Source organism: Kitasatospora sp. NPDC049258 (assembly GCF_040678895.1).
Classification (GTDB): Bacteria; Actinomycetota; Actinomycetes; order Streptomycetales; family Streptomycetaceae; genus Kitasatospora.
The window spans coordinates 78069-98823 of the sequence record NZ_JBFAQT010000023.1 but is presented as its reverse complement, the minus strand read 5'-3'; the positions used below and the strand labels follow the sequence as shown (position 1 = coordinate 98823).

General features: G+C 73.6%; 18 protein-coding genes. 10 read left to right on the top strand and 8 right to left on the bottom strand.

The features are described 5' to 3' along the window. Positions 1 to 102: 102 nt before the first annotated feature. The 7 genes from AB0K43_RS20630 to AB0K43_RS20600 all read left to right on the top strand — a co-directional run bounded on the left by AB0K43_RS20630 (position 103) and on the right by AB0K43_RS20600 (position 6880). A complete protein-coding gene (locus AB0K43_RS20630) occupies positions 103 to 582 on the top strand; it encodes a hypothetical protein (protein WP_363641730.1) in 480 nt (159 codons plus the stop codon). A gap of 273 nt (positions 583 to 855) precedes the next feature. Continuing rightward, the gene (locus tag AB0K43_RS20625) at positions 856 to 1617 is read left to right on the top strand and encodes a hypothetical protein (RefSeq protein ID WP_363641728.1); all 762 of its coding nucleotides are present in this window, start codon (positions 856 to 858) and stop codon (positions 1615 to 1617) included. A gap of 218 nt (positions 1618 to 1835) precedes the next feature. Then, positions 1836 to 2579 (top strand): hypothetical protein, encoded by a 744-nt coding sequence (locus AB0K43_RS20620; RefSeq protein ID WP_363641726.1) that lies wholly within the window; start codon positions 1836 to 1838, stop codon positions 2577 to 2579. Positions 2580 to 2584: 5 nt separating this feature from the next. Then, a complete protein-coding gene (locus AB0K43_RS20615) occupies positions 2585 to 2776 on the top strand; it encodes a hypothetical protein (protein ID WP_363641724.1) in 192 nt (63 codons plus the stop codon). A 648-nt stretch (positions 2777 to 3424) separates the two neighbouring features. After that, positions 3425 to 5080: a diacylglycerol kinase family protein gene (locus AB0K43_RS20610; RefSeq protein WP_363641722.1), complete on the top strand. Its 1656-nt coding sequence runs from the start codon at positions 3425 to 3427 to the stop codon at positions 5078 to 5080. After that, on the top strand, positions 5080 to 6051 hold the full coding sequence (locus AB0K43_RS20605; RefSeq protein WP_363641720.1) for a YihY/virulence factor BrkB family protein: 972 nt from the start codon (positions 5080 to 5082) through the stop codon (positions 6049 to 6051). Before AB0K43_RS20610 ends, AB0K43_RS20605 begins: the two co-directional genes overlap by 1 nt. A 10-nt stretch (positions 6052 to 6061) precedes the next feature. Next, entirely contained in the window at positions 6062 to 6880 is an 819-nt protein-coding gene (locus AB0K43_RS20600; protein ID WP_363641718.1) for a phosphatase PAP2 family protein, read from the top strand. A 93-nt stretch (positions 6881 to 6973) separates the two neighbouring features. On the opposite strand, the gene AB0K43_RS20595 is transcribed toward AB0K43_RS20600, so the two are convergent. Then, positions 6974 to 7339 carry a PRC-barrel domain-containing protein gene (locus AB0K43_RS20595; protein WP_363641716.1) on the bottom strand — a complete coding sequence of 122 codons (366 nt, stop codon included), beginning with the start codon at positions 7337 to 7339 and terminating at the stop codon, positions 6974 to 6976. A 180-nt stretch (positions 7340 to 7519) separates the two neighbouring features. On the opposite strand from AB0K43_RS20595, the gene AB0K43_RS20590 reads away from it, so the two are divergent. From AB0K43_RS20590 to AB0K43_RS20580, 3 genes are all read left to right on the top strand, one after another. Then, positions 7520 to 9313, top strand: a complete 1794-nt coding sequence (locus AB0K43_RS20590) for a thiamine pyrophosphate-requiring protein (protein WP_363641714.1) — start codon at positions 7520 to 7522, stop codon at positions 9311 to 9313. A 235-nt stretch (positions 9314 to 9548) separates the two neighbouring features. Next, positions 9549 to 13625 carry a SpoIIE family protein phosphatase gene (locus AB0K43_RS20585; protein ID WP_363641712.1) on the top strand — a complete coding sequence of 1359 codons (4077 nt, stop codon included), beginning with the start codon at positions 9549 to 9551 and terminating at the stop codon, positions 13623 to 13625. Next, positions 13622 to 13939, top strand: coding sequence for an STAS domain-containing protein (locus tag AB0K43_RS20580; RefSeq protein WP_363641710.1), 318 nt, complete (start codon positions 13622 to 13624; stop codon positions 13937 to 13939). Before AB0K43_RS20585 ends, AB0K43_RS20580 begins: the two co-directional genes overlap by 4 nt. A gap of 39 nt (positions 13940 to 13978) precedes the next feature. On the opposite strand, the gene AB0K43_RS20575 is transcribed toward AB0K43_RS20580, so the two are convergent. The 7 genes from AB0K43_RS20575 to AB0K43_RS20545 all read right to left on the bottom strand — a co-directional run bounded on the left by AB0K43_RS20575 (position 13979) and on the right by AB0K43_RS20545 (position 20695). Further along, positions 13979 to 14332: an STAS domain-containing protein gene (locus tag AB0K43_RS20575; RefSeq protein ID WP_363641708.1), complete on the bottom strand. Its 354-nt coding sequence runs from the start codon at positions 14330 to 14332 to the stop codon at positions 13979 to 13981. An 80-nt stretch (positions 14333 to 14412) separates the two neighbouring features. Further along, positions 14413 to 16059: a fused response regulator/phosphatase gene (locus AB0K43_RS20570; RefSeq protein WP_363641706.1), complete on the bottom strand. Its 1647-nt coding sequence runs from the start codon at positions 16057 to 16059 to the stop codon at positions 14413 to 14415. Then, the gene (locus tag AB0K43_RS20565) at positions 16056 to 17855 is read right to left on the bottom strand and encodes an ATP-binding protein (protein ID WP_363641704.1); all 1800 of its coding nucleotides are present in this window, start codon (positions 17853 to 17855) and stop codon (positions 16056 to 16058) included. Before AB0K43_RS20565 ends, AB0K43_RS20570 begins: the two co-directional genes overlap by 4 nt. Then, positions 17852 to 19054, bottom strand: a complete 1203-nt coding sequence (locus AB0K43_RS20560) for an ATP-binding SpoIIE family protein phosphatase (protein WP_363641702.1) — start codon at positions 19052 to 19054, stop codon at positions 17852 to 17854. The genes AB0K43_RS20565 and AB0K43_RS20560 overlap by 4 nt, the downstream gene beginning before the upstream one ends. Then, positions 19051 to 19476, bottom strand: a complete 426-nt coding sequence (locus AB0K43_RS20555) for an anti-sigma regulatory factor (protein WP_363641700.1) — start codon at positions 19474 to 19476, stop codon at positions 19051 to 19053. Before AB0K43_RS20555 ends, AB0K43_RS20560 begins: the two co-directional genes overlap by 4 nt. Continuing rightward, on the bottom strand, positions 19473 to 19853 hold the full coding sequence (locus tag AB0K43_RS20550) for an STAS domain-containing protein (protein ID WP_363641698.1): 381 nt from the start codon (positions 19851 to 19853) through the stop codon (positions 19473 to 19475). Before AB0K43_RS20550 ends, AB0K43_RS20555 begins: the two co-directional genes overlap by 4 nt. Further along, the gene (locus AB0K43_RS20545) at positions 19850 to 20695 is read right to left on the bottom strand and encodes an STAS domain-containing protein (RefSeq protein WP_363641696.1); all 846 of its coding nucleotides are present in this window, start codon (positions 20693 to 20695) and stop codon (positions 19850 to 19852) included. Before AB0K43_RS20545 ends, AB0K43_RS20550 begins: the two co-directional genes overlap by 4 nt. Between the last annotated feature and the right edge of the window lie 60 nt (positions 20696 to 20755).

The following is a 20755-nucleotide window of genomic DNA, read 5'->3' as shown; positions in this document are numbered from 1 at the left end:
TGACCGCCGCGATCTGGCACAACGACCACACCGGACAGCCCGTCATGCGTTCCCTCACCGCCTACGACCACTAACCCTTGGCATCAGTCATCTAGTGACTTCATGGCGTTTCTCAACACCTACGGCACCGGGGTCATCTCCGGCGAGCTCGTTGTCTTCCACCCGCGCGGTACAAGCCCGCTGTTGGAGCGCATGCGCAAGACCAATGAGGTCGTCGCTGAGCGCCGAGCCAGGGCCCTCAGCAGCGGCGACTCCGAGCACGTCCCGTACCCCTTCCACCCCGGATCCGGTGGGCTCATCTCGTGGGGATACGACTACAGCGGCGATGAGCATTTCTTCCTGCCCTGCGACCCTGACCCGAACCGATGGCGGATCGTCACGATGGCCCACGAAGAGGGCTGCCAGACCTTCGACGGCCCGTTCTCCAGCTTTGCCCTCTCGTTCGTCCGACGGCTGCTCGACATCGACCGGTACCACGGGCTTGAGCTGGAGGTCCTGGAGTTCCTGGAGCCGGAGGACCTGGAGGAACTGGCTGCCACCGGGGAGATTGGCCCAGTGCGACCGAGCTTCGAGCCGGCCTGACCCGCGCGAACCGACACGCCGAACCGCCCAGGGTTCCGTTCCACCGGCGTTCCCGGGCGTCCCACCGATCGAACCGGTGACCTGGGCGCCTGTGGCTTGACAGCTCGGCGCGGCCCGCGTTGTCGACGGTCGCGTAGTTGCGAAAATCCCCAAGCTGTCGTCCCGTCTGTGCCCAGGGGCCAGCGTGCCTGAAGGTGGCCCGAACTACCGCCCTGAGCGGAGGCCATGCGAATTCGCATGACAGTTGCGAGCTGGCTCCTCGATCATTGGTCGATGACCATGGGACCGGACCTTCTCAGTCTGAGCATCGTGTGCCCACCGCCCGACGAGGATGGCGTGGAGGTCCGCCCGATCGTCAATGGCCGGGATCTTCTGGCCGAGGTGGTCCCCGGTGGCGTGGGAGGCTCCCGGTACCTGGGAGTAGGCCCTCGGTATCTGTTGGGCCAGGACCGGCCGTTGCATGCCGCGGCGACGCCCCACGAGGTTCGTCTCGCTTGGTCCGGGTGCGGGGTGGAGGAATGCTGTGGCGCCCTGTACGTGACCGTCAGGCGCGACGGGGAGCTTGTTGTGTGGGCGGGCTGGCGCGACCTGGCCAATCAGGACTTCGACCTGCCGGAGCTTCGGTTCACCGCAGGTCAGTACGAGGCCGAGGTCCTGCGAGCCGAAGAGGACCGTAGTTGGGAGTGGCCGGCGGGAGCGGTTGCGCGGCTGCTTGAGGCGGGGCTGAGACAACGCGGGGACTTGCTCGTTCGGTGGGAGTGCGAGTTGGAAGGCGTCTGGGCCTCCCGCAAGGAACCCGATCGAATCCACGTCGTCCTGAGGCATCCTCCTCGCCGGGCCGATACAGATCTGCCCTGGCTGCAGTTCGGGATGACTCTCCCGATCTCCGCGGACGCCCCGTCGGACCAGGTCGAACGCCTTGAGACGCGGCTGACTGCAGACGATCCCCGTGCCACCGCCGAGGTCTGGGGAGGTTCGCATGATGCCGAACAACTGGGCTACCCGTGGCCGCCGGTCGACCCCTTCTCCATGTGAATCGCAGGGAGAGGCGGGGATGGGCCTTCCCCTGCCGACGGGCATCCACTCGTAACCGCCATCTTCATGGGGAAGCGTGACGGTGCGGGTGGGGAGTTACGTGAAGCTGATCATGCAGATCGTGGGGAAGAGCGTGACCGCTGACAGACGGGTCCTGGCAACGGCAGCCGGTCAGGAATTCGCGTGTCCTCTGGGTGAGGCCGTGCGAGCATCGGCGGGTGATCGACGATGAGGAGCTGTCTGTCGCCGACCTGATCGGGAAGCGGCTGCTGAAGGTGACCACGGCTTGGCATCACTACGCTGCTGACGATCCGACGTTGGTGCACCTGTGGCTTCACCTGGAGAGTCTGGGCCCGGTGCTGTTCCACACACCCTCCACCGGCGTGTCTGTGCGAGCCGATCAGCCGCACGGACCGTACTCGATGGAGGAGCACGGAAGCGTCTCGGTGATCGACGATTCGCCGGACGTTCCGGTGACCCAGTTCGTCGGACAGACGATCCGGTCGGTTCGGCAGATCGGCTACAACGACGGCCGTGTCAGCTTCACGGCCGGCCTCACGCTCCTGTTCCCCAGCGGCAGCGTCCGCCTGCTCGGTCTCGTGGACGACCTCCTCATCGCCCACGACAAGCATCTGGGCGCTGTCGAGGCTCACCTGAACGAGGATGTGACCCTCGCGCGGGTGGTGCAGACCTCCGGGGGCTGCCCGTCGCAGTGGGACGCCTGGACGACCACGGGTCAGTACCTGTACCTGCGGTACCGGCACGGCGAGGGGACCATCGAGCAGCATCCGAGCGAGGACGTCGACACCTGGGACGGCGAGGAGTCGAGGCTCTGGACCAGCTGGGACGACGGAACCGACGGCGGCTGGATCGAGCTCACCGATTTCCTCGCCACGGCTGGTCTGCAGCTGGCCCCGGACGCCGCGGTCCACACCACACCGCCGATCGACCCGAAGGCCTGAGAACGATGGTGACGCACCCCAGCCGCGACTACGCGATCACCGCGATGTACTCCGCGGCAGACGACGCCTGGTACCTGGAACTGGACCTCGTCCGGGAGCAACGGGCCGTGGTGACCGCTGTCATCCCCGACGAGGACCCGGCCCGCGAGCCGACGGTGCGCCATCGAAGACGCCGACTGTCCCGACGTCCTCGCTGAGCTGCGCGTCGCTGTCCCCGAGGCCGATCTCCCTGCTGTTCTTGCGGCCGCGTCTGTGACGAGGCGCTCTCACCCAACGTCACGCCACAGGGCCGGGGCCCCCGAGAACGATGAGGGCACAGTGCTGGGAACGTCTGGCGCTTCGGCGAGGCTCGGGCCGGAGGATCCGGTGGAGCACCACAGCTCCATGCCGCTCACGTACGACCCGCCGGACGGCTGGTGACCCACGGCCCGCCGGAGGGGCGTCGGACGCCGACGGTGCCCTCCTCGCCGGTGGGCGGGGCCTTTGGGAAGCAGAGGAGGCCGCGGGTGCCTTCGACGAAGGCGGCGCCGTCGCCGGCAGGTCGTGGTCGACGATGTGGGAGACCGGCCCGGCCAGCACCGCGCCGATGACGCCGACCGCCGGGGAGGTCGCCGGGCCGACGACGGCGACCTTCATCTCGTGCGGCTGGGGCGCGTGGAAGGCGCTGAGGTACGCCGGCCCCATGCCGGGCACATCAGCAGCGGCGTCACCAGATGCGTGGCGACGTGCGCGCGAAGGCTGCGCCGGCGGTCGGTGGCGGGCGCGGTCGGGGCGGCCGGGGATGCGTTCATGGTGTTCGGTCGACGGCGGTGGATGAATCGGCGGCGGCCGGGCACACGAGGCGCATGACAACAGGGGGAAGACACCTGGTCCGGCGGATCGCGCCGCCACTGCTCGCCCAGACGGTCCTGATGGTGCTGGTCGGGCTCGCACTCACCCACCCGCCGCTGCACCTGTGGCGCCCGGGGGAGAACGCGGTGACCGACCGGCTGGCCGCGAGCCGCGTGCCCGCTCTCGACACCGTCACCTGGTGGTTCTCCACCCTGGCGAGCACGGCGGCCGTGGTGGCCCTGGCGAGTGTCGCGGTGCTGGCGCTGCTGGTGGAGACGCGGGGCCGGCGGTGGCGGGAAGCGGCGTTCCTGGGCGGCGCGGTCGCCGCCCAGGCCGCCGTGTTCCTGGTGGTCACCCTGTGCGTGGAGCGGCCCCGGCCGACCGCGTTGCGGCTCGACGCCGCGCCGCCCACCTCCAGCTTCCCGTCCGGCCACGTCGGCGCGGCGGTCGCGCTCTACGGCGGGATCGCGGTCCTCGCCGTGCTGCGCCTGCGAGGGCCGCTGCGGCTTCCGCTCGCCGCCCTGGCCGGGCTGGTGCCGGTGCTGGTGGCGATTAGCCGGCTCTACCGGGGCATGCACCATCCGACCGATGTGCTGGCCGGGTCGGTGAACGGCTGCGCCGCCCTCTGGATCATGTGGCGGGCCTTCCTGGCCGAGCGGGGCCGAGCCACGGAGGCCGCCCCTCATCGAGCCCCGCAGGCCGGCCGCGCGGTCGTGGTGTTCAACCCCGTGCTGACCGACGCCCCCACCCTGGAGCGGATCGACCAGGTCCTCGCCGACTTCGGTTGGGGAGCGCCGACCCGCGCCCCGACCAGCGTCGACGACCCCGGTCGGGGCGCGGCGGCGAGCGCCGTCGAGGAGGGCGCCGCGCTGGTGGTGGCCTGCGGCGGCGACGGCACGGTGACGGCGTGCGCGCACGCCCTCGCCGGTACGGACACCGCGCTCGCGGTGGTCCCCTGCGGCACCGGGAACCTGCTGGCCCGCAACCTGGGCCTGCCGTCGGACCCGGCGCGGGCGCTGGCGACCGCCCTGGAAGGCCCGCCCCGCCGGATCGACCTCGCGCTGGCGGACGGGGACGGCATCACCGCCACCGTGGTCAGCGCCATGGCGGGGATCGGCCTCGACGCCGCGACGATGGCCGACACCAGCCGCAGCGCCAAGGACCGCTACGGGTGGCCGGCCTACCTGCCGCCGCTGCTCCGGCACCTGCGGGACCGGCGGATGCGGCTCACCGTCACGCTGGACGAGGCACCGCCGATCCACCGCCGGGCCGCCATGGCGGTGATCGGCAACGTCGGCGCGCTCCAGGGCGGCATCCGGTTGCTGCCCGAGGCCAGGCCGGACGACGGCGTGCTCGACCTCGTCCTCGTCCACCCCCGCGGCCTGACCGGCTGGCCGGAAGCGGCGGCGCGGCTGGCCACCGGGCGGCTCGGCCACGTGCCCGCGGGCGGGGCGCCGGGTGGGGCGGCCCCCTTCGAGCACTTCCGGGCGCGCCGGATCACCCTCACCGCCGACCGGGACCAGCCCCGGGAGCTCGACGGCGAGTCGCTGCCCGCCGGCCGGACCTTGAGGCTCGCCGTGCGGCCGGCCGCCCTGCTGGTGTACGCGCCGCCGGGCGCCGGACCCGACGGGGTGGGCACCGAGCCCGTCCCGGCCGTGCGGGGGCTGTGATGGGTACGGCGACCAGGGTCGGCCGGCGCGGTGGGAAGCGGCCGGAGCTCGCCGGCGACGAGGCCGTCACGGCGCTGCGCGCGTACGGGCGGTGGCAGCTGCTCCGCGATGCCTTCCTGCGCTTCCGCTACGCGGACGGCTTCAGCCATGCACGGGCCCTCGCCTTCCAGACGGTGCTGGCGCTGGTCCCGTTCGCGATCGCGGTGGTCGGTCTCTCGTCCGTGCTGCACACGCAGTGGCTCGGCCGGGTCACCGAGCTGACCATCGAACGGCTCACCGCGGGCCCGAGCTCCGAGCTGGTCGGACAGGTGCTGCGGCGCAGCCGGGAGCGGGCGGGGGAGGGCGGCAGTGTCGCGCTGTGGGGCGGCGCGGTGTTCTCCCTCGTCAACGTCGCCACCGCGATGTGCCAGATCGAGCGCGGGGCCAACCGGATCTACGGCATCGAGCGGGACCGGCCGTTCCACCGGAAGTACGCGCGCGGGCTGCTGATGGCGCTGATGGCGGGGCTGCCGCTCGGCCTCGGGTTCGTCGTCCTGGTGGCCGGCGGGGAGATCGCCGCCTCGGTCGCCGAGGTCGGCGGCCCTGGCGGGCACCGGGAGGCGCTGGTCTGGGCGGTGCTGCGCTGGCCGGTCGGTGCCGTGCTCGCGCTGCTCTCCGCGAGCGTGATCTTCCATCGGGCGCCGCGCCGGGAACAGCCCGGCTACACCTGGCTCGCGTTCGGCGCGGCCGTGTACCTCGTGCTGTGGGTCGGGCTGACCGCGCTCCTGGGGGCGTACCTGCGGTTGAGCAACTCCATCGACGCGGTGTACGGGCCGCTCAGCGTGTTCATCTCGCTGCTGATGTGGGCCTACCTCACCGCGATCGCGCTGTTCCTCGGTATCGCCTTCGCCGCCCAGCTGGAGGCCGACCGGTCGGGGGTCGAGGAACCCGTGCTGCCCGATCCCGAGGATGACCCGGCGGCTCGCGGGTAGCCGAGGCGAAATGACACCCGACCCGATACCACCCGACCCGATACCACCCGACCTGCTACCACCCGACCGCGCCCGCCCCGCCGTGCTGCGCCGGCTCGCCCGGCACCGCGCCGACCGGCGGTTCGGCCGCCGCCTGCTCGCCGCCGTCCTCGCGTTCGCGGTGGCGGCCGTGCCGGCCGCCGTCCTGCTGGTGCTGATCGAGGCCGGCTGGGAGCCGCTGCGCGAGCTGGACGCGGGTGCGGCGGTGCGGCTCAACGAAGCGGTGCGGGACCACCCGCTGGTCCTGGCGGTGGTGCGGATCCTGACCGACCACCTCTGGGATCCGGTGACGATGCGTCTGCTGGTCGCGGCCACCGTCTGCTGGCTGCTCGCCCGGCGGGCGTGGCGGCTGGCGCTCTGGGCGGCCCTCACCGAGCTGGCCGCCGGGGCGACCGGCCTGCTGATCAAGGTCACGGTGGCCCGGGTCCGGCCCGCGCTGCCCGAGCCGGTCGCGCACGCGCCCGGCTTCTCGTTCCCGTCCGGGCATGCCATGACCGCCATGACCTCGTGCGCGATCCTGCTGCTCGTGCTGCTGCCCGTGGTGCCGCGCCGGGGTCGACCGGTCGCCTGGGCGCTGGCCGCGCTGACCGTGTTCGGGACAGGCCTGACCCGGATCGCGCTCGGCGTGCACTGGGTCAGCGATGTGCTGGGCGGCTGGCTGCTGGGGCTCGCCCTGGTGGCCTCCACCGCCTGGGCGTTCGAGGCCTGGCGCCGGGAGAGCGGGCTGCGGACGCCGGCGCTGCCCGAGGGGCTGGAGCCCGAACTCGCCCCGGGGAACAGCCGGACGTAGGGCGCCCGCACGCGTCGGCGGTCGGCCGGCAGCAAGCGGAGCGGGCCGCCACCGGTGTCGGTGGCGGCCCGCTCCGGGTGTCGCGGGGCCGGGTCAGATGACGGGGCCGCCGTAGAACGGGCCGTAGTAGCCGGTGTACCGCTCCTGGTAGCCGGTGTCCGTGCCGTGCCGGTCCCAGTCGAACTCGGGGCTGCCCTTGATCTCGTCCTTGGTGCGGTCGACGTAGACCTTCTTCTCCTCCTGTTCGACCCGCACCACGGTGCCGGCGGGGAGCAGGACGTGCTTGCCGAAGATCCACGGCCCGGTGTCCACCACCAGGTACCGCGCGCCGACCTCCTCGGACAGCTTGTCGACCTTGCCGATGGGACCGTCCGTGGCTTCCACGTGGAAGCCGATCAGGTCGGTGCCGGAGACGTGGCCGGACGTGCTGCGGAAGTCCCAGATCTCGATGCCGCTCATCGCGTCTCCTTCGCGTTGCGGCGTCCGCCGGGCCGATCCCGACGTGACGCGGTGTCGGCCCCCGCCTGCCCCGGACCGGGCGGCCCACACCTCCCCGACACGGACGCATGCGGAGGGAGGGAGCGGGCAGGCGCGGCGAGTTCCCCCTCCCGCCACCGATCCGCGCCCCGAACGGAGCCCATGCTGATGAAGGTCTCGGACTACATCCTCGAACGACTGCGCCAGTGGGAGGTCGAGCAGGTCTTCGGCTACCCGGGCGACGGCATCAACGGCCTGCTCGCCGCCTGGGGGCGGGCCGAGAACGAGCCGCAGTTCGTCCAGGCCCGGCACGAGGAGATGGCCGCGCTCGCGGCGGTCGGCTACGCCAAGTTCTCCGGCCGCACCGGGGTGTGCGCCGCCACCTGCGGACCGGGTGCGATCCACCTGCTGAACGGCCTGTACGACGCCAAGCTCGACCACGTCCCGGTGGTGGCGATCGTCGGGCAGACCGACCGCGGCGCGATGGGCGGCTTCTACCACCAGGAGGTCGACCTGCTCGCGCTCTACCGGGACGTCGCCTCGGCGTACTGCGAGATGGTCACCGTCCCCGAGCAACTGCCGAACGTGCTGGACCGCGCGATGCGGATCGCCGCCACCAGCCGCACGGTGACGGCGCTGATCGTCCCCGCCGACGTGCAGGAACTCGACTACGAGCCGCCCGCGCACGCCCTCAGGACGGTGCCCTCCAGCCTCGGCGTCGGCCACTACGCCCCCGTCCCCGCGGACGAGGACCTGGCGCGCTGCGCCGAGATCCTGAACGCGGGGGAGAGGATCGCTGTCCTGGTCGGCCAGGGCGCCCGCGGCGCCCGCCCCGAGGTCGAGCAACTGGCCGAGGTCCTGGGCGCGGGCGTGGCCAAGGCCCTGCTGGGCAAGGACGTGCTGCCCGACACCCTGCCGTACGTCACCGGGTCGATCGGCCTGCTGGGCACCCGTCCGTCGTACGAGCTGATGCGCGACTGCGACACCCTGCTGGTGGTCGGCTCCAGCTTCCCGTACAGCCGGTTCCTGCCGGAGTTCGGGCAGGCCCGTGCCGTGCAGATCGACGTCGACCCGGCGATGGTGGGGCTGCGGTACCCGTTCGAGGTCAACCTGGTGGGCGACGCCGCCGAGACCCTCAAGCGCCTGCTGCCGTTGCTGGAGCCGAAGGAGGACCGCTCCTGGCGCAGGACCGTGGAGGAGAACGCCACCCGGTGGTGGGAGGTGATGGGGCGCCGGGCCGCCGTCCGGGCCGACCCGCTCAACCCCGAACAGGTGGTGCACACGCTCGACGCACTGCTGCCCGACAACGCCATGATCGCCGCGGACTCCGGCTCCGCCGCCCACTGGTACGCCCGGCACCTGCGGATGCGCGGCTCCATGCGGGGCTCCCTGTCGGGCACGCTCGCCACCATGGGACCGGCTGTCCCGTACGTGATCGGGGCGAAGTTCGCCCACCCCGACCGTCCGGCCGTCGCCATCGTCGGCGACGGCGCGATGCAGATGAACGGCCTGGCCGAACTGATCACCGTCGCCAAGTACTACCGGCAGTGGGAGGACCCGCGGCTGGTCGTCGCCGTCCTCGACGACCAGGACCTCAACCAGGTCACCTGGGAGATGCGTGCCATGCAGGGCGCCCCGCGGTTCGAGCCGTCCCAGGCGCTGCCGGACGTGCGGTACGCCGACTTCGCCGTCCAACTCGGCCTCCACGGCGCCCGGGTGGAGCAGCCGGAGAACGTGGAGCAGGTCTGGCGGCAGGCCCTCGCCGCGGACCGCCCGTACGTCATCGACTTCCGCACCGACCCGGCCGTGTTGGCGATCCCGCCGCACGCCTCGCTCCAGCAGATCGCCGCGGCGGCCTCGGCGGTGATCCACGGCGACCGCGACCGCGGGGCGATGGTGAAGCAGGGCGTCAAGGCGAAGATCCAGGAACTCCTGCCGGGCAGCGGCAAGGAGTGACGGCGCGGGCCCACCGGCCGCCCGGCCGCGCCTGACGGGCACCGTGCGGGCCGGCGCGCTGGCCTATCCTGCTGGTGTACCGGTCGACGGTGGGCGAACTCCGGGGGCGCAACCCCCGGCGGTCGGGCACGGAGATGACGGCGACGACGGGCAGGAAGCGGGCAGTGTGAGCGGGGCGGAGCGAATCGGGCGGCGCGAGCTGGCCTTTCCCGGCGGCGGTGAGATGTCCCGCCGGATGCGTGAGCACCCGTGGGCGCAGACCCCGATGGGCGATCCCGGGACCTGGTCGGCCGGCCTGCGGACGGCCGTGCGGATCTGCCTCACCTCCCGCTTCCCGATGATCGTGTGGTGGGGCCCGGAGCTGCGCTTCCTCTACAACGACGCCTACATGCCGCTGCTGGGGACGAACCACCCCGCGACCGCGAAGCCCGGCGAGCAGGTCTGGAGCGAGATCTGGCACATCATCGGCCCGATGCTGGAGTCGGTGATGAACTCGGGAGAGGCCACCTGGTCGGAGGACCTGCTGCTGCCGCTGTCCCGGCACGGGTACCTGGAGGAGACCTACTGGACGTACTCCTACAGCCCGCTGCACGACGACGACGGCGCCGTGCGAGGGGTGTTCACCGCGGTCAGCGACACCACCGAACGCGTGATCGGCGAGCGGCAGTTGGCGGCGCTGCAGGACCTCGGCGCACAGGCGGGCCTGGCGCGGGACGCTGCCGAGGCCGGCCGCCTGGTCGCCCGCTCGCTCGGCCGGGCGGCGATGGACGTACCGTTCGCGGCCGTCTACCTGCGGCGCGACGGCGGTGACGACCTGGAGCTGGTGGCCACCAGCCCGGCCGACGCGCACCCGGCGGACCTGCCGGACTGGCCGCTCCAGGAGGTCCTGGCCGAGGCGCGGCCGGTCACGGTGACGGATCTGGCCGACCGGGCCCCCCGGCTGCCGTCCGGGGGGTGGCAGGCCCCCCCGACCCAGGCGGTGCTGCTGCCGCTGGCCGGCGAGACCGGTGGCCGGCCGATCGGGGTGATCGCCCTGGCGGCCAGCGCCGGGCGGGCGCTGGACGCCGCGTACCACTCCTTCCTCGCCCTGGTGGCCCGGCAGAGCGCCGCCCTGGTCAACGCCGCTCGCGCGTACCAGAACCAGCAGCGCCGGGCCGAGGAGCTGGCCGAACTCGACCGGGCGAAGACCACCTTCTTCTCCAACATCAGCCATGAGTTCCGGACCCCGCTCACGCTGATCGCCGGTCCGCTGGAGGAGCTGCGCTCCCGCCCGGACGGCACCGGCGCCGGGGGCAGCGAGCAGCTGGAGGTCATCCACCGCAACGCGCTCCGGCTGGGGAAACTGGTCAACACGCTGCTCGACTTCTCCCGGATCGAGGCGGGCCGGATGCAGGCCCGCTACGAGCCGGTGGACCTGGCCGCCGTCACGGCGGAGCTGGCCGGCGTGTTCCGCTCGGCCGTCGACCAGGCCGGGCTGGTCTTCGAGGTGGACTGCCGGCCGCTGCCCGAGCCGGTCCGGCTGGACCGGGCGATGTGGGAGAAGGTGGTGCTCAACCTGCTGAGCAACGCCCTGAAGTTCACCTTCACGGGGAGCATCCGGGTGTCGGTCCGCGCCGAGGGGCAGGAGGCGGTGGTCCGGGTCACGGACACCGGTATCGGCGTGGCCGCCGAGGAGATGCCCCGGCTGTTCGAGCGGTTCCACCGGATCGAGAGCGCCCGGTCCCGCTCCGGCGAGGGGAGCGGGATCGGCCTGGCGCTGGTCCAGGAGCTGGTCGCGCTGCACGGGGGGAGCATCGGCGCCCGCAGCCGGGAGGGCGAGGGCACCGAGTTCACCGTCCGGCTGCCGACCGGCACCGCCCACCTGCCCGCCCACTCCCTGGCGCCGGCCGGCGAGCCGCGCGGGGTGCCGGCCGCCGCCGAGCCCTTCGTCCAGGAGGCGCTGCGCTGGCTGCCGCAGGGCGACGGGGACGAGGCGTCGGCCGCGCTCCCGTCGCCCGTGCGGGCGCAGGCAACGCCGTACCGGACCGGTGGTGGCCCGTCCGCGCCGGTCCGGGTCCTGATCGCGGACGACAACGCGGACATGCGCGACTACCTCACCCGGCTGCTGACCTCCGCCGGGTACCTGGTGAGCTCGGCCGCCGACGGTCTCGCCGCCCTGGAGGCGGTCCGCCGGGACACCCCCGACCTGCTGGTCAGCGATGTGATGATGCCGCGTCTGGATGGCCTGCAACTGGTCGCCGCGCTCCGCGGCGACCCGAGCACCGCCGCGGTGCCGGTGCTCCTGCTGTCGGCACGGGCCGGGCAGGAGGCGTCCATCGAGGGGCTGGACGCGGGTGCCGACGACTATCTGGTCAAGCCGTTCTCCGCCGCCGACCTGCTCGCCCGGGTCCGGGCGAACGTCGAACTCGCCCGGCTGCGCAGCCACCACGCCTCCTGGCGGACCGCGTTGATCGACTCGCTCCAGGAGGCGTTCCTGGTCGTCGACGACCAGGGGGCCGTGGTCGAGACCAACGCGGCGTTCACCGACATCCTGGGTTACGGGCCGGAAGGGCTGCCCTACCCGGTGCCGCACCCGTGGTGGCCCGACCGCGCGCGCCACCCGCAGGCCCACCGGCAGGCCCGCGAGGCGTTCACCGGCCTCACCGACCCCGCCGAGGGCGCCCGCGTCACCCCCGTCACGCACCGCGACGGGCACCGGCTCTGGGTCGCGGCCACCTTCAACCGGGTGCAGGAGCAGCAGGGCCGTGAGCTCACCGTCGGCACGTTCCGGGACGTCAGCGCGGAGCACTACGCGCTCCAGCGCGACACCGCGGTGGCAGCGTTGAGCGTCCGGCTCGCCGAGGCCGCCGGGGTCGACCACGCGATCCGGGGCGCGCTGGAGCAGTTCCGGGCACTCTGGCAGGCCCGCCAGGTGCTGGCGGTCACCTTCCCGGAGGCCGGCGAGCCGACCGTGGCCGCCGCCGGGGCCGGCGGCGCCGCGCCGCGATGGGACACCCTGCCGGCGGAGCACCGGGCCCGGTTGGAGACGCTGCGCCGCGGCCCGCTGCTGACCGCGATCTCCGAGCCGGGCGGGACCGCCGGGATCACCGTGGAACACCCCGGCGGCCTGCTCGCACTCCGGATCGAGCTCGGCGAGAACCGGCCGTTCGGCGCCGAGGACCGGACCCTGCTGACCCTGCTCGCCGGCCGGCTCGGCCAGGGCCTGCACCGGACCCACCAGATCGACCAGCACCGCGAGACCGCCCTGACCCTCCAGCGCGCCATCCTCGGCCCCTCCCGGCTGCCCGACGGCTTCGCCGTGCGCTACGAACCGGCCGGGCGCCCGCTGGAGGTCGGCGGCGACTGGTACGACACCGTCGCGCTACCGGACGGCCGGCTCGGCATCGTGGTCGGCGACTGCGTCGGCCGCGGGCTGCAGGCCGCCACCGTGATGGGCCAACTGCGCAGCGCCTGCCGGGCGTTGCTGCTCCAGGAGGCCGGGCCGGCGCGCACCCTGATGGCGCTGGACCGGTTCGCGGCGCTGATCCCGGCCGCGATGTGCACCACGGTGTTCTGCGGCGTCCTCGACCCGGCCGACGGCCGGCTGACCTATGCGAGTGCCGGCCACCCGCCCGGCATCCTGGCGCTGCCCGACGGATCGATCCGGCTGCTGGACGGCGGCCGGTCCGTGCCGCTCGCGGTCCGCCCCGGGCACCACCGCCCGGAGGCCGGCTGCACGGTGCCGGCCCGGGCGACCCTGATGCTGTACACCGACGGCCTGGTGGAGCGCCGGCGCCGGCCGCTGACCGAGGGCATCGTCCAGGCCGGCGGCGTCCTGGACGAGGGCCGCGAGCTGACCGTGGACGGGCTGGCGACCTCGGTGATGGCCCGGCTCGCGCCCCGCGACGGCTACGAGGACGACGTGGCCCTGCTGGTCTACCGCCACCCGGCGCCGCTGGACCTGACCTTCCCCGCCGACTCGGCCCAGCTGGCACCGGTACGCGGCGCGCTGCGCGACTGGCTGGGCCGCTGCGAACTGGACCACCCGGTGGCCCAGAACGTCCTGGTGGCCGCCGGCGAGGCGTGCGCCAACGCGATCGAGCACGGCCACCGCGACGCGCCGGGCCGGGCCGTGCGGCTGAGGGCCGCGGCGACGGCCGAACACCTGCGGCTGAGCGTCACGGACTCCGGCAGCTGGAAGCCGCCGCAGCCCGGCCGGGACCCCGGGCGTGGCCGCGGCCTGATCCTGATGCGGGCCCTGATGCAGCAGGTCACCGTCGAGCCCGGCGCGGCCGGCACCACAGTCGAGATGCACACGAGGATCGCCCGATGAAGACACCCCTCGCGCTGACCACGGCCGGCCGGCCCGACGGCACGGCCGTCGTGACCGCCGTCGGTGAGATCGACCTGAGCAACGTGGACGCCTTCACCGCCGCCCTCACCACGGCCCTGGCCGGCTCGCGCACCGTCGTCGTCGACCTGACCGCCGTCGAGTACCTCGACAGCGCGGGGCTGAACGTGCTGTTCAGCCACGCCCCGCGGGTGGAGGTGGTGGCCTCGGCGCTGCTCGGGCCGGTGCTCGCGATCTCCGGGCTGGCGGAACTCACCACGGTCCGCGGCGCGGACGGCGGGCCGCTCGCGGGGTAGCCGCCGCTCCGGTCCGGGACGGCGGCCCGGTGCACCGGGTCAGCCGATGGCGGCGAGGGCCCGGTCCACGTCCTCGTGGAGGTCGAAGAGCCGGTCGATGCCGGTGATCTCGAAGATCTGGGCCAGGTCCTTGCCGGCGCCCGCCACCGCGAACGGCGCCGAGGCGGCCAGGGCGTGCCGGTAGGCGAAGAGCAGGGCGGTGACCCCGATCGAGTCGCAGAAGAGCAGGCTCGACACCTCCAGCACGAGCGGGGTGGCGGCGTCCAGCGACAGCTTCTCGACCGTGCGGCACAGCCGTGGGGCGGTGTGGTAGTCCAGCTCGCCGGTCAGGCTCAGGACACTGGCCCCCGACGGATGGGTGTGGACGGCCAGGGCCAACACATAGTCGGGCACCGGTACTCCTGGGATCGCTGAGAAGGAGGGACGAGGGGTCGGGCCGCCGGTGTGGGGCCCGGCCGGCTCGTTCGGGCAGGTCAGTGCAGTCTCGCCGCGAGCAGGGCGATGTCGTCCGTCTTCGCCTTGCCGAAGCTGTCCAACAGCAGGTCGCACAGCTCGCCCAGCTCCTGCGGGGCGGCGGACAGGGCGCTGCCGAGCGCCGCCAGGCTGTCGTCCAGATCCTCCCCGGGCACCTCCACCAGGCCGTCGGTGAGCAGCAGCAGGGTGGAGCCGGCCGGGACGCGATGGCTGGCCGCCGGGGGGTGCGGCAGATTCAGCCCCAGCAGGATCCCGTGCTCGGTCAGATACCTGGTGGAGCCGTCGGGGTGGCGCAGCAGCGGGGGCAGGTGGCCGGCGTTGGCGACCTGGATGCGCCGTCCGCCCGGCTCCACCAGGACCAGGCAGACGGTGGCGGTCATCATCGGCCGCAGCCGGACCAGCAGCGAATCCAGCCGGTCGAGCAGGGTCTGCGGGTCGTGCCCCTCGATGGCGTAGGCGCGCAGCGCGTGCCGCAGCTCGCCCATCACCATGGCCGCCTTGAGTGAGTGTCCGGCCACGTCGCCGATCGCCAGCAGCAGGCCGGCCGGGGTCTCGATCGCCTCGTAGAAGTCGCCGCCGATCTCCGCGTGGTCGGCGGCCGGCTCGTACCGGACGGCGAGATCCACCCCGGCCACCTCGGGCAGCCGGTCCGGCAGGAAGGTGCGCTGCAGGGTGAGCACCAACGCGTGCTCCTCGCTGCGGCTGCGCATGGCCTCCAGGGCGAGCGCACAGGCCTGGCCGAGCTGGGAGAACAGCCCGCGGTCGTCGGGGCCGGCCAGCGCCAGGGCGTCCACGGCGAGGGCGACCGGCGGCCTGCCCTGCTTGGTGCGGGCGAGCAGCACCGCGACCTCGCCGGGGAAGAGGTCCGCCAGGCCGCCGTCGAGCCGGCCGGCCACGGCACGCCAGTCGGCGCCGGACAGGACGGCGGTCGCGGCCCCGGTCGCATCACCGAGCGCGTGGTCGGTCAGCTGGTCCAGCACGCCCGCCTCGGCGCGGCCCGGGCAGGCGGGGGCACCGGCATCGCCCGCCGTCGGGCCGGCCGCGACCGCCACGTGGACGGCCTGCCCGTCCGGGCCGAGCGCGAGCGCGACCGCGGGCGAGGCCATCAAGGTGGCGGCGCCGCCGGCCGCCGCCGAGGTGAACGCCTCCGCGCCGGTCACCTCGTACACCGCCAGTGTGGTGCGGTTGAGGGTGGCGACCCGTGCGGCCAGCCGCTCGGCCCGGCGGCGGGCGCGGGCGTAGCGCAGCGCGGCGGTGACGGTCGCCAGCAGCTCGGACGGGGCGATCGGCTCGGTGAGGTAGGCGTCCGCGCCGCGGTGCAGGCCCTGGGCGCGGTCGTCGACCTCGATCGCGGTGGCCGAGACGTGGATCACCGGGAGCGACGCGGTCCGCGGATCGGCCTTGATCCGCTCGCACACCTCGAACCCGCTCATGTCGGGCAACTGCACGTCCACGACCGCGAGTTCGGGCAGATCGGGGTCGCGGGCGGCGGCCAGCAGCGCGAGACCCTCGGTCCCGTCGGCGGCCTCCACCACGGTGTGGCCGGCCCGGACCAGCCAGCTGCGGACGACGTACCGGTTGGTGTCGTTGTCGTCCAGGACCAGGATGGTGGCGGCCGCGCCGTCGGTGATGGGGCCGGTGGTCACGCGCTGCCCCGTTCCGCGGAAGTCGCCGCGCCGCCACCTGGCCGGCGGCCCCGTGCGGGCGCCGCGAAGGCGGTGGCCAGCTGATGGGAGCTCAGCGCCGCCTTCTCCAGCACCGCGCGGGCGTGGGCCAGCCGGCCGTGCTCCAGCGTGCCGGTGCTCGCCGAGGTGATCACGATGACCGGGATGGCGCTCAGCTGGGGGTCGCCCGCCAGCTCGGCCAGGACCGCGTAGCCGTCCAGGTCGGGCATGTGCAGGTCGAGCAGTACGGCGTCCGGGCGCTCCCGGCGGACGGTCTCCACCGCCTGACCGCCCGCGGAGACCTCGACGATCCGCTCGGCCAGGCGGCCGAGCACGGGGCGGACGCTGGCACGGAACGCCTCGTCGTCGTCCACGGTGACCAGCACGGCCACCCGTCTGACCGGGGCGTCGGCGGGCGGCCCCGGCAGCGGCAACCGGACGGTGACCCGGGTGCCCTGCCCCGGGGTGCTGGCCAGCGCCAGGGTGCCCCCGAGCAGCCCGGTCAGCCGCCGGGCGTAGGGCAGCCCGAGACCGGTGCCGGGGCGGCCCCGCTGGTGCGGGCCGCGCACCTGGTAGAACTCCTCGAAGATCCGTTCCTGCTGGTCGGGCGGGATCCCGACACCGCTGTCCGACACGGTGAGCACCAGCTCCTCGCCGCGCTCACCCGCGGCCACCGCCACCTCCAGGGCCACGGTGCCCCGCTCGGTGAACTTGAGCGCGTTGGACAGCAGGTTGCGCAGGATCCGCGTGAGCATCACCTCGTCGCTGACCAGGGTCGGGGCCGCCTGCGGGTCGGCGATGGAGAGCACCACGCCCTCGCCGGTGCCCACCCCGCGCAGGATGCCCCGCAGTTCGCCGAGCAGCGCCCGCAGGTCGACCGGTGCCCAGGCCGGCTCCAGCCGCCCCGACTCCGCCTTGGCGACGTCCAGCAGCTCGTCGACGAGGGCGCGCAGGGTGTTGCCGGACGCCGAGATGAGCGCGATCTGCCGGCGCTGCTCGTCGTCGAGCCGGCCGGGATCGGTCTCCAGCAGGAGACCGGCCAGCCCGACCACCGAGTTGATCGGGGTGCGCAGTTCATGGCTGACGTTGGCCCAGAACCTGGTCTTCGCCTCGCTGGCCTCGCGCAACTGGCGGGACTTCTCGTCCAGTTCGGCGTAGAGGGCGACCACGCCCCGGTTGGTCTCCTCCAGTTCGGCGGACAGCTCGGTGTAGAGCGCGACCACCCCGCGGTTGGTCTCCTCCAACTCCTGGTTGAGCCGGTGCAGTTCCTCCCGCTGAGCGCGGGACTCCTCCAACGCCGCGATGAGATCCCTGGTCTGGGCCCGGGAGTCCTCGGAGACGCTGGACCCCGCGTGCGCGCTCAGCACCTCGCGTGCCCTTTCCGTCAGGCCGGCCACGACCGGGCCGGACAAAGGGAGTTGCTGCTCGACGATCACGTGTCCGGCCACCGGGCCGTCGTCCAGGTGCACCTGGACCAACCGGGCCGCCGCGCCGAGTGCCTCGGCGCCCGGCCCCGGGCCGCCCTGCCAGCGCAGGGTCACCAGCAGCACCGGGGTCTGCGCGTCGGTGACGGCGAACTCCACCGTCAGCGCGGCCGCGCCCAGGAGGTCGCGCCCCAGCTCGCTGAGCGCGGTGGCCAGCCGGACCTGGTCCTGCTTCTCGACGCCGAGCACCTCGGCCACCGACCGACCGCTGCGCCGCAAGGAGAAGGTGTCCTGCTCGGTGGCGACCGAGATGGTCATCAGATGGACGGCGCCCGCGCTGCCGGGGTCCCTCACCACGCTCCCTTCGCCACCAGCACGCCGGCGTCGTCGCGGCGCACGGCGGCCTCGCGCAGCAGCTGGGCGGCGGCCACCAGTGGGACGTGCCGGAGCAGCCCCGGCAGGGCGGCGGGCCGCCAGCGTTCGGTCAGCCCGTCCGAATGCATGATCACCGCGCTGTCCCTCGGGAGGTCCTGCGGGATCGTGTGCAGGGTCGGAAGGTGGTGGCCGACGATACCGGGGGCCGACGGCAGCGAACGCCGGGTGTCGGTGGCCGGGTCGAGCACGAAGGTGCTGACGTTCCCGACCCCGCAGAACAGCACCCGGCCGGCCGCAGGTTCGATCCGGGTCACCGCGACCGCGCCACCACGGCCTCCGCTCAGCGCGCGGTGGATGTCGGCGAGGACGGCGTCCGGGCGGGTGGCCGGGGAGCCGTGGAAGGCGGCGACCGCCGTCTGCGCGGCGCGGGCGGCCAACGGACCGTGGCCGAGGCCGTCGCAGAACATCAGCAACAGCGCGTCTGGATCCGGGCCGGTGCTCTCGACGCGGTGGACGGGCGCCGGGCGTGGGGGAGTCGGAAGCCCGACACCGGTCAGCGCGGCCCAGCTCAGCGGCGCGACGGTGCTCGGTGCCGAGCGGGCCGGCGCGGTGCGCTCCCCGTCCGCCGCGCCGTGGCCGGGGCCGGGCCCCGCCGCGGGCCGGGCCGCCCAGGCATCGCCGCAGACCTCCTCGCCGCTGATCGGCCGGGTCAGGCCGGCCACCACGGGCTCGCCCGCGGCCCGGGCCCGGCCCGCCGCCTCCTTGGCCCAGAACCGCGCCGCCAGCACCGTGCCCCGGCCGGGCAGCGAGTGCACGTCGAAGGTGTCGGCCAGCCGGGAGATCGCGCCGAGTCCGATGCCGAGCGTCCCGGCGGAGGACGTCCCGTCGGCCAGCGAGTGCGGCACATCGGCCATCCCGGGGCCCGAGTCGACCGTCACGAACTCCAGACCCGCATCGGTCTCGGTACGGATCACCCGCAGCAGCAGGGAGCCGTCGACCGCGTGGCGGCGCAGATTGGTCGCGGCCTCGCTCACCGCGAGGGCGACCTCGGCGGCCCGCTGGTCGCCGAGGCCGATCCGGCGGGCCAGCGCGGCGGCGGCGCCGCGGGCCGCCGCCGGCAGGGACTGCTCGTCCCGGAACCAGGCGACGTCCTCGGTCGCCGGTACGGCGGGCCTCATCGGGCCCACTTGGTGACGGACACCAGCGTCCCGCGGCCGACCTCGGTGTCCAGGACGAAGTCGTCCACCAGCCGGCGTGCGCCGCTGAGGCCCAGCCCCAGGCCGCTGCCCGAGGTCCAGCCGTCGGTCAGGGCCAGATCCAGGTCGGGGATGCCCGGCCCGTGGTCCTCGAAGACCGCCGTCACGCCGAGGCGGCTGTCGCGGCGCACCAGTCCGGTCCGCATCACCCCGCCGCCGCCGTACACCAGGGTGTTGCGGGCCAGTTCGCTCGCGGCCGTCACCAGTTTCGTCTGGTCGACCAGGGAGAGCTTGCAGCGCTGGGCCAGAGCGCGGACCAACTGCCGGGCGCGCACCACATCGTCGTTGGAGCGGACCGGGACGCTCTGCTGCTCACCCTCGGGTACGGGCGGCGGGGCGGTCACGGTCGGGCCGACCGTCGGCCGTCGGACGACCGGCCGAGCATCTCCAGGCCCTTCTCCAGACCGAGTGCGGTGCGAACGCCGCCGAGCGAGAGCCCGAGTTCGACCAGGGTGATCGCGACGGCCGGCCGCATGCCGACCACCACCGTCTCGGCGTCCAGCATGCGGGAGATGGCGGCGGTGGTGGCGAGCATGCGGCCGACGAAGGAGTCGACGATCTCCACCGCGGTGATGTCGATCACCACGCCGCGGGCGCTGGTGGCCAGGATCCGTGCCGCCAGGTCGTCCTGCAGGTCGAGCACGGTCTGATCCTCCAGATCGACCTGGATCGACACCAGCAGCACGTCCCCGATCTTCAGGATGGGTACGCGTTCGGTCACGGCCGGCCGCCGGCCGGCGTCGGGTCCATGCCGCCGCGGCGCAGCGCGTGCTTGAGCGCGTCCGCCAGGGTCGCCTTGGTGACGATGTCCCCGAACTGGATGCCCAGCGCCACGATGGTCTGCGCGATCTGCGGTCGGATGCCCGAGATGGTGCACTCGGCGCCCATCAGACGGGCCGCCACCACGGTCTTGAGCAGGTGCTGCGCGACCTCGGTGTCCACCGCGGGCACGCCGGTGATGTCGATGATCGCCTGGTCGGAGCCGGTGTCCAGAAGGGTCTGGAGCAGCTTCTCCATCACCACCTGGGTGCGGGCCGAGTCGAGCGTCCCGACCAGCGGTACCGCCACCACGCCGTCCCAGAGCTTCACCACGGGCGTGGACAGCTCCAGGAGCTGGTCGGACTGGGCGCTGATCAGCTCCTCGCGCGTCCTGGCGTACACCTCGACTGTGAACAGCCCGAGCGCGTCCGCCAGTTGGGACAGTTGCAGATAGGCGGTGATGTCCGCGGCCGAGGTGTCGGTGGTCGGCGCCAGGACGGACTTGAAGGCGAAGACGCTGGTCGCGGTCTCGGTGGAGCTGAAGCCCTGGCGGGCCCGGTTGCGCGAGAGCTCGGTGAGCAACGCCCGGACCTCGGCGTACTCCTCGCTCCGCCAGTCGAAGCCGCCCCGGCGCAGGCCCTCGACCAGCGCGCTGAACAGCTCCCGCAGCTCACGGTCGAGTTCGGCCAGGCTGATCCGGCCGCGCAGCGTGTGCGAGACCGCGTCGACCCAGGCCTTGCCCAGTGCCTCCCGCTGTTCCGACAGGAGTGTCACCAGCCGTGCCGACATATCGTGCTCCGCCACTTGGACGCTCCCCTCGATTGCGCCCGACGACACGGGCTCAGGCTGCGTATGCCATGAATT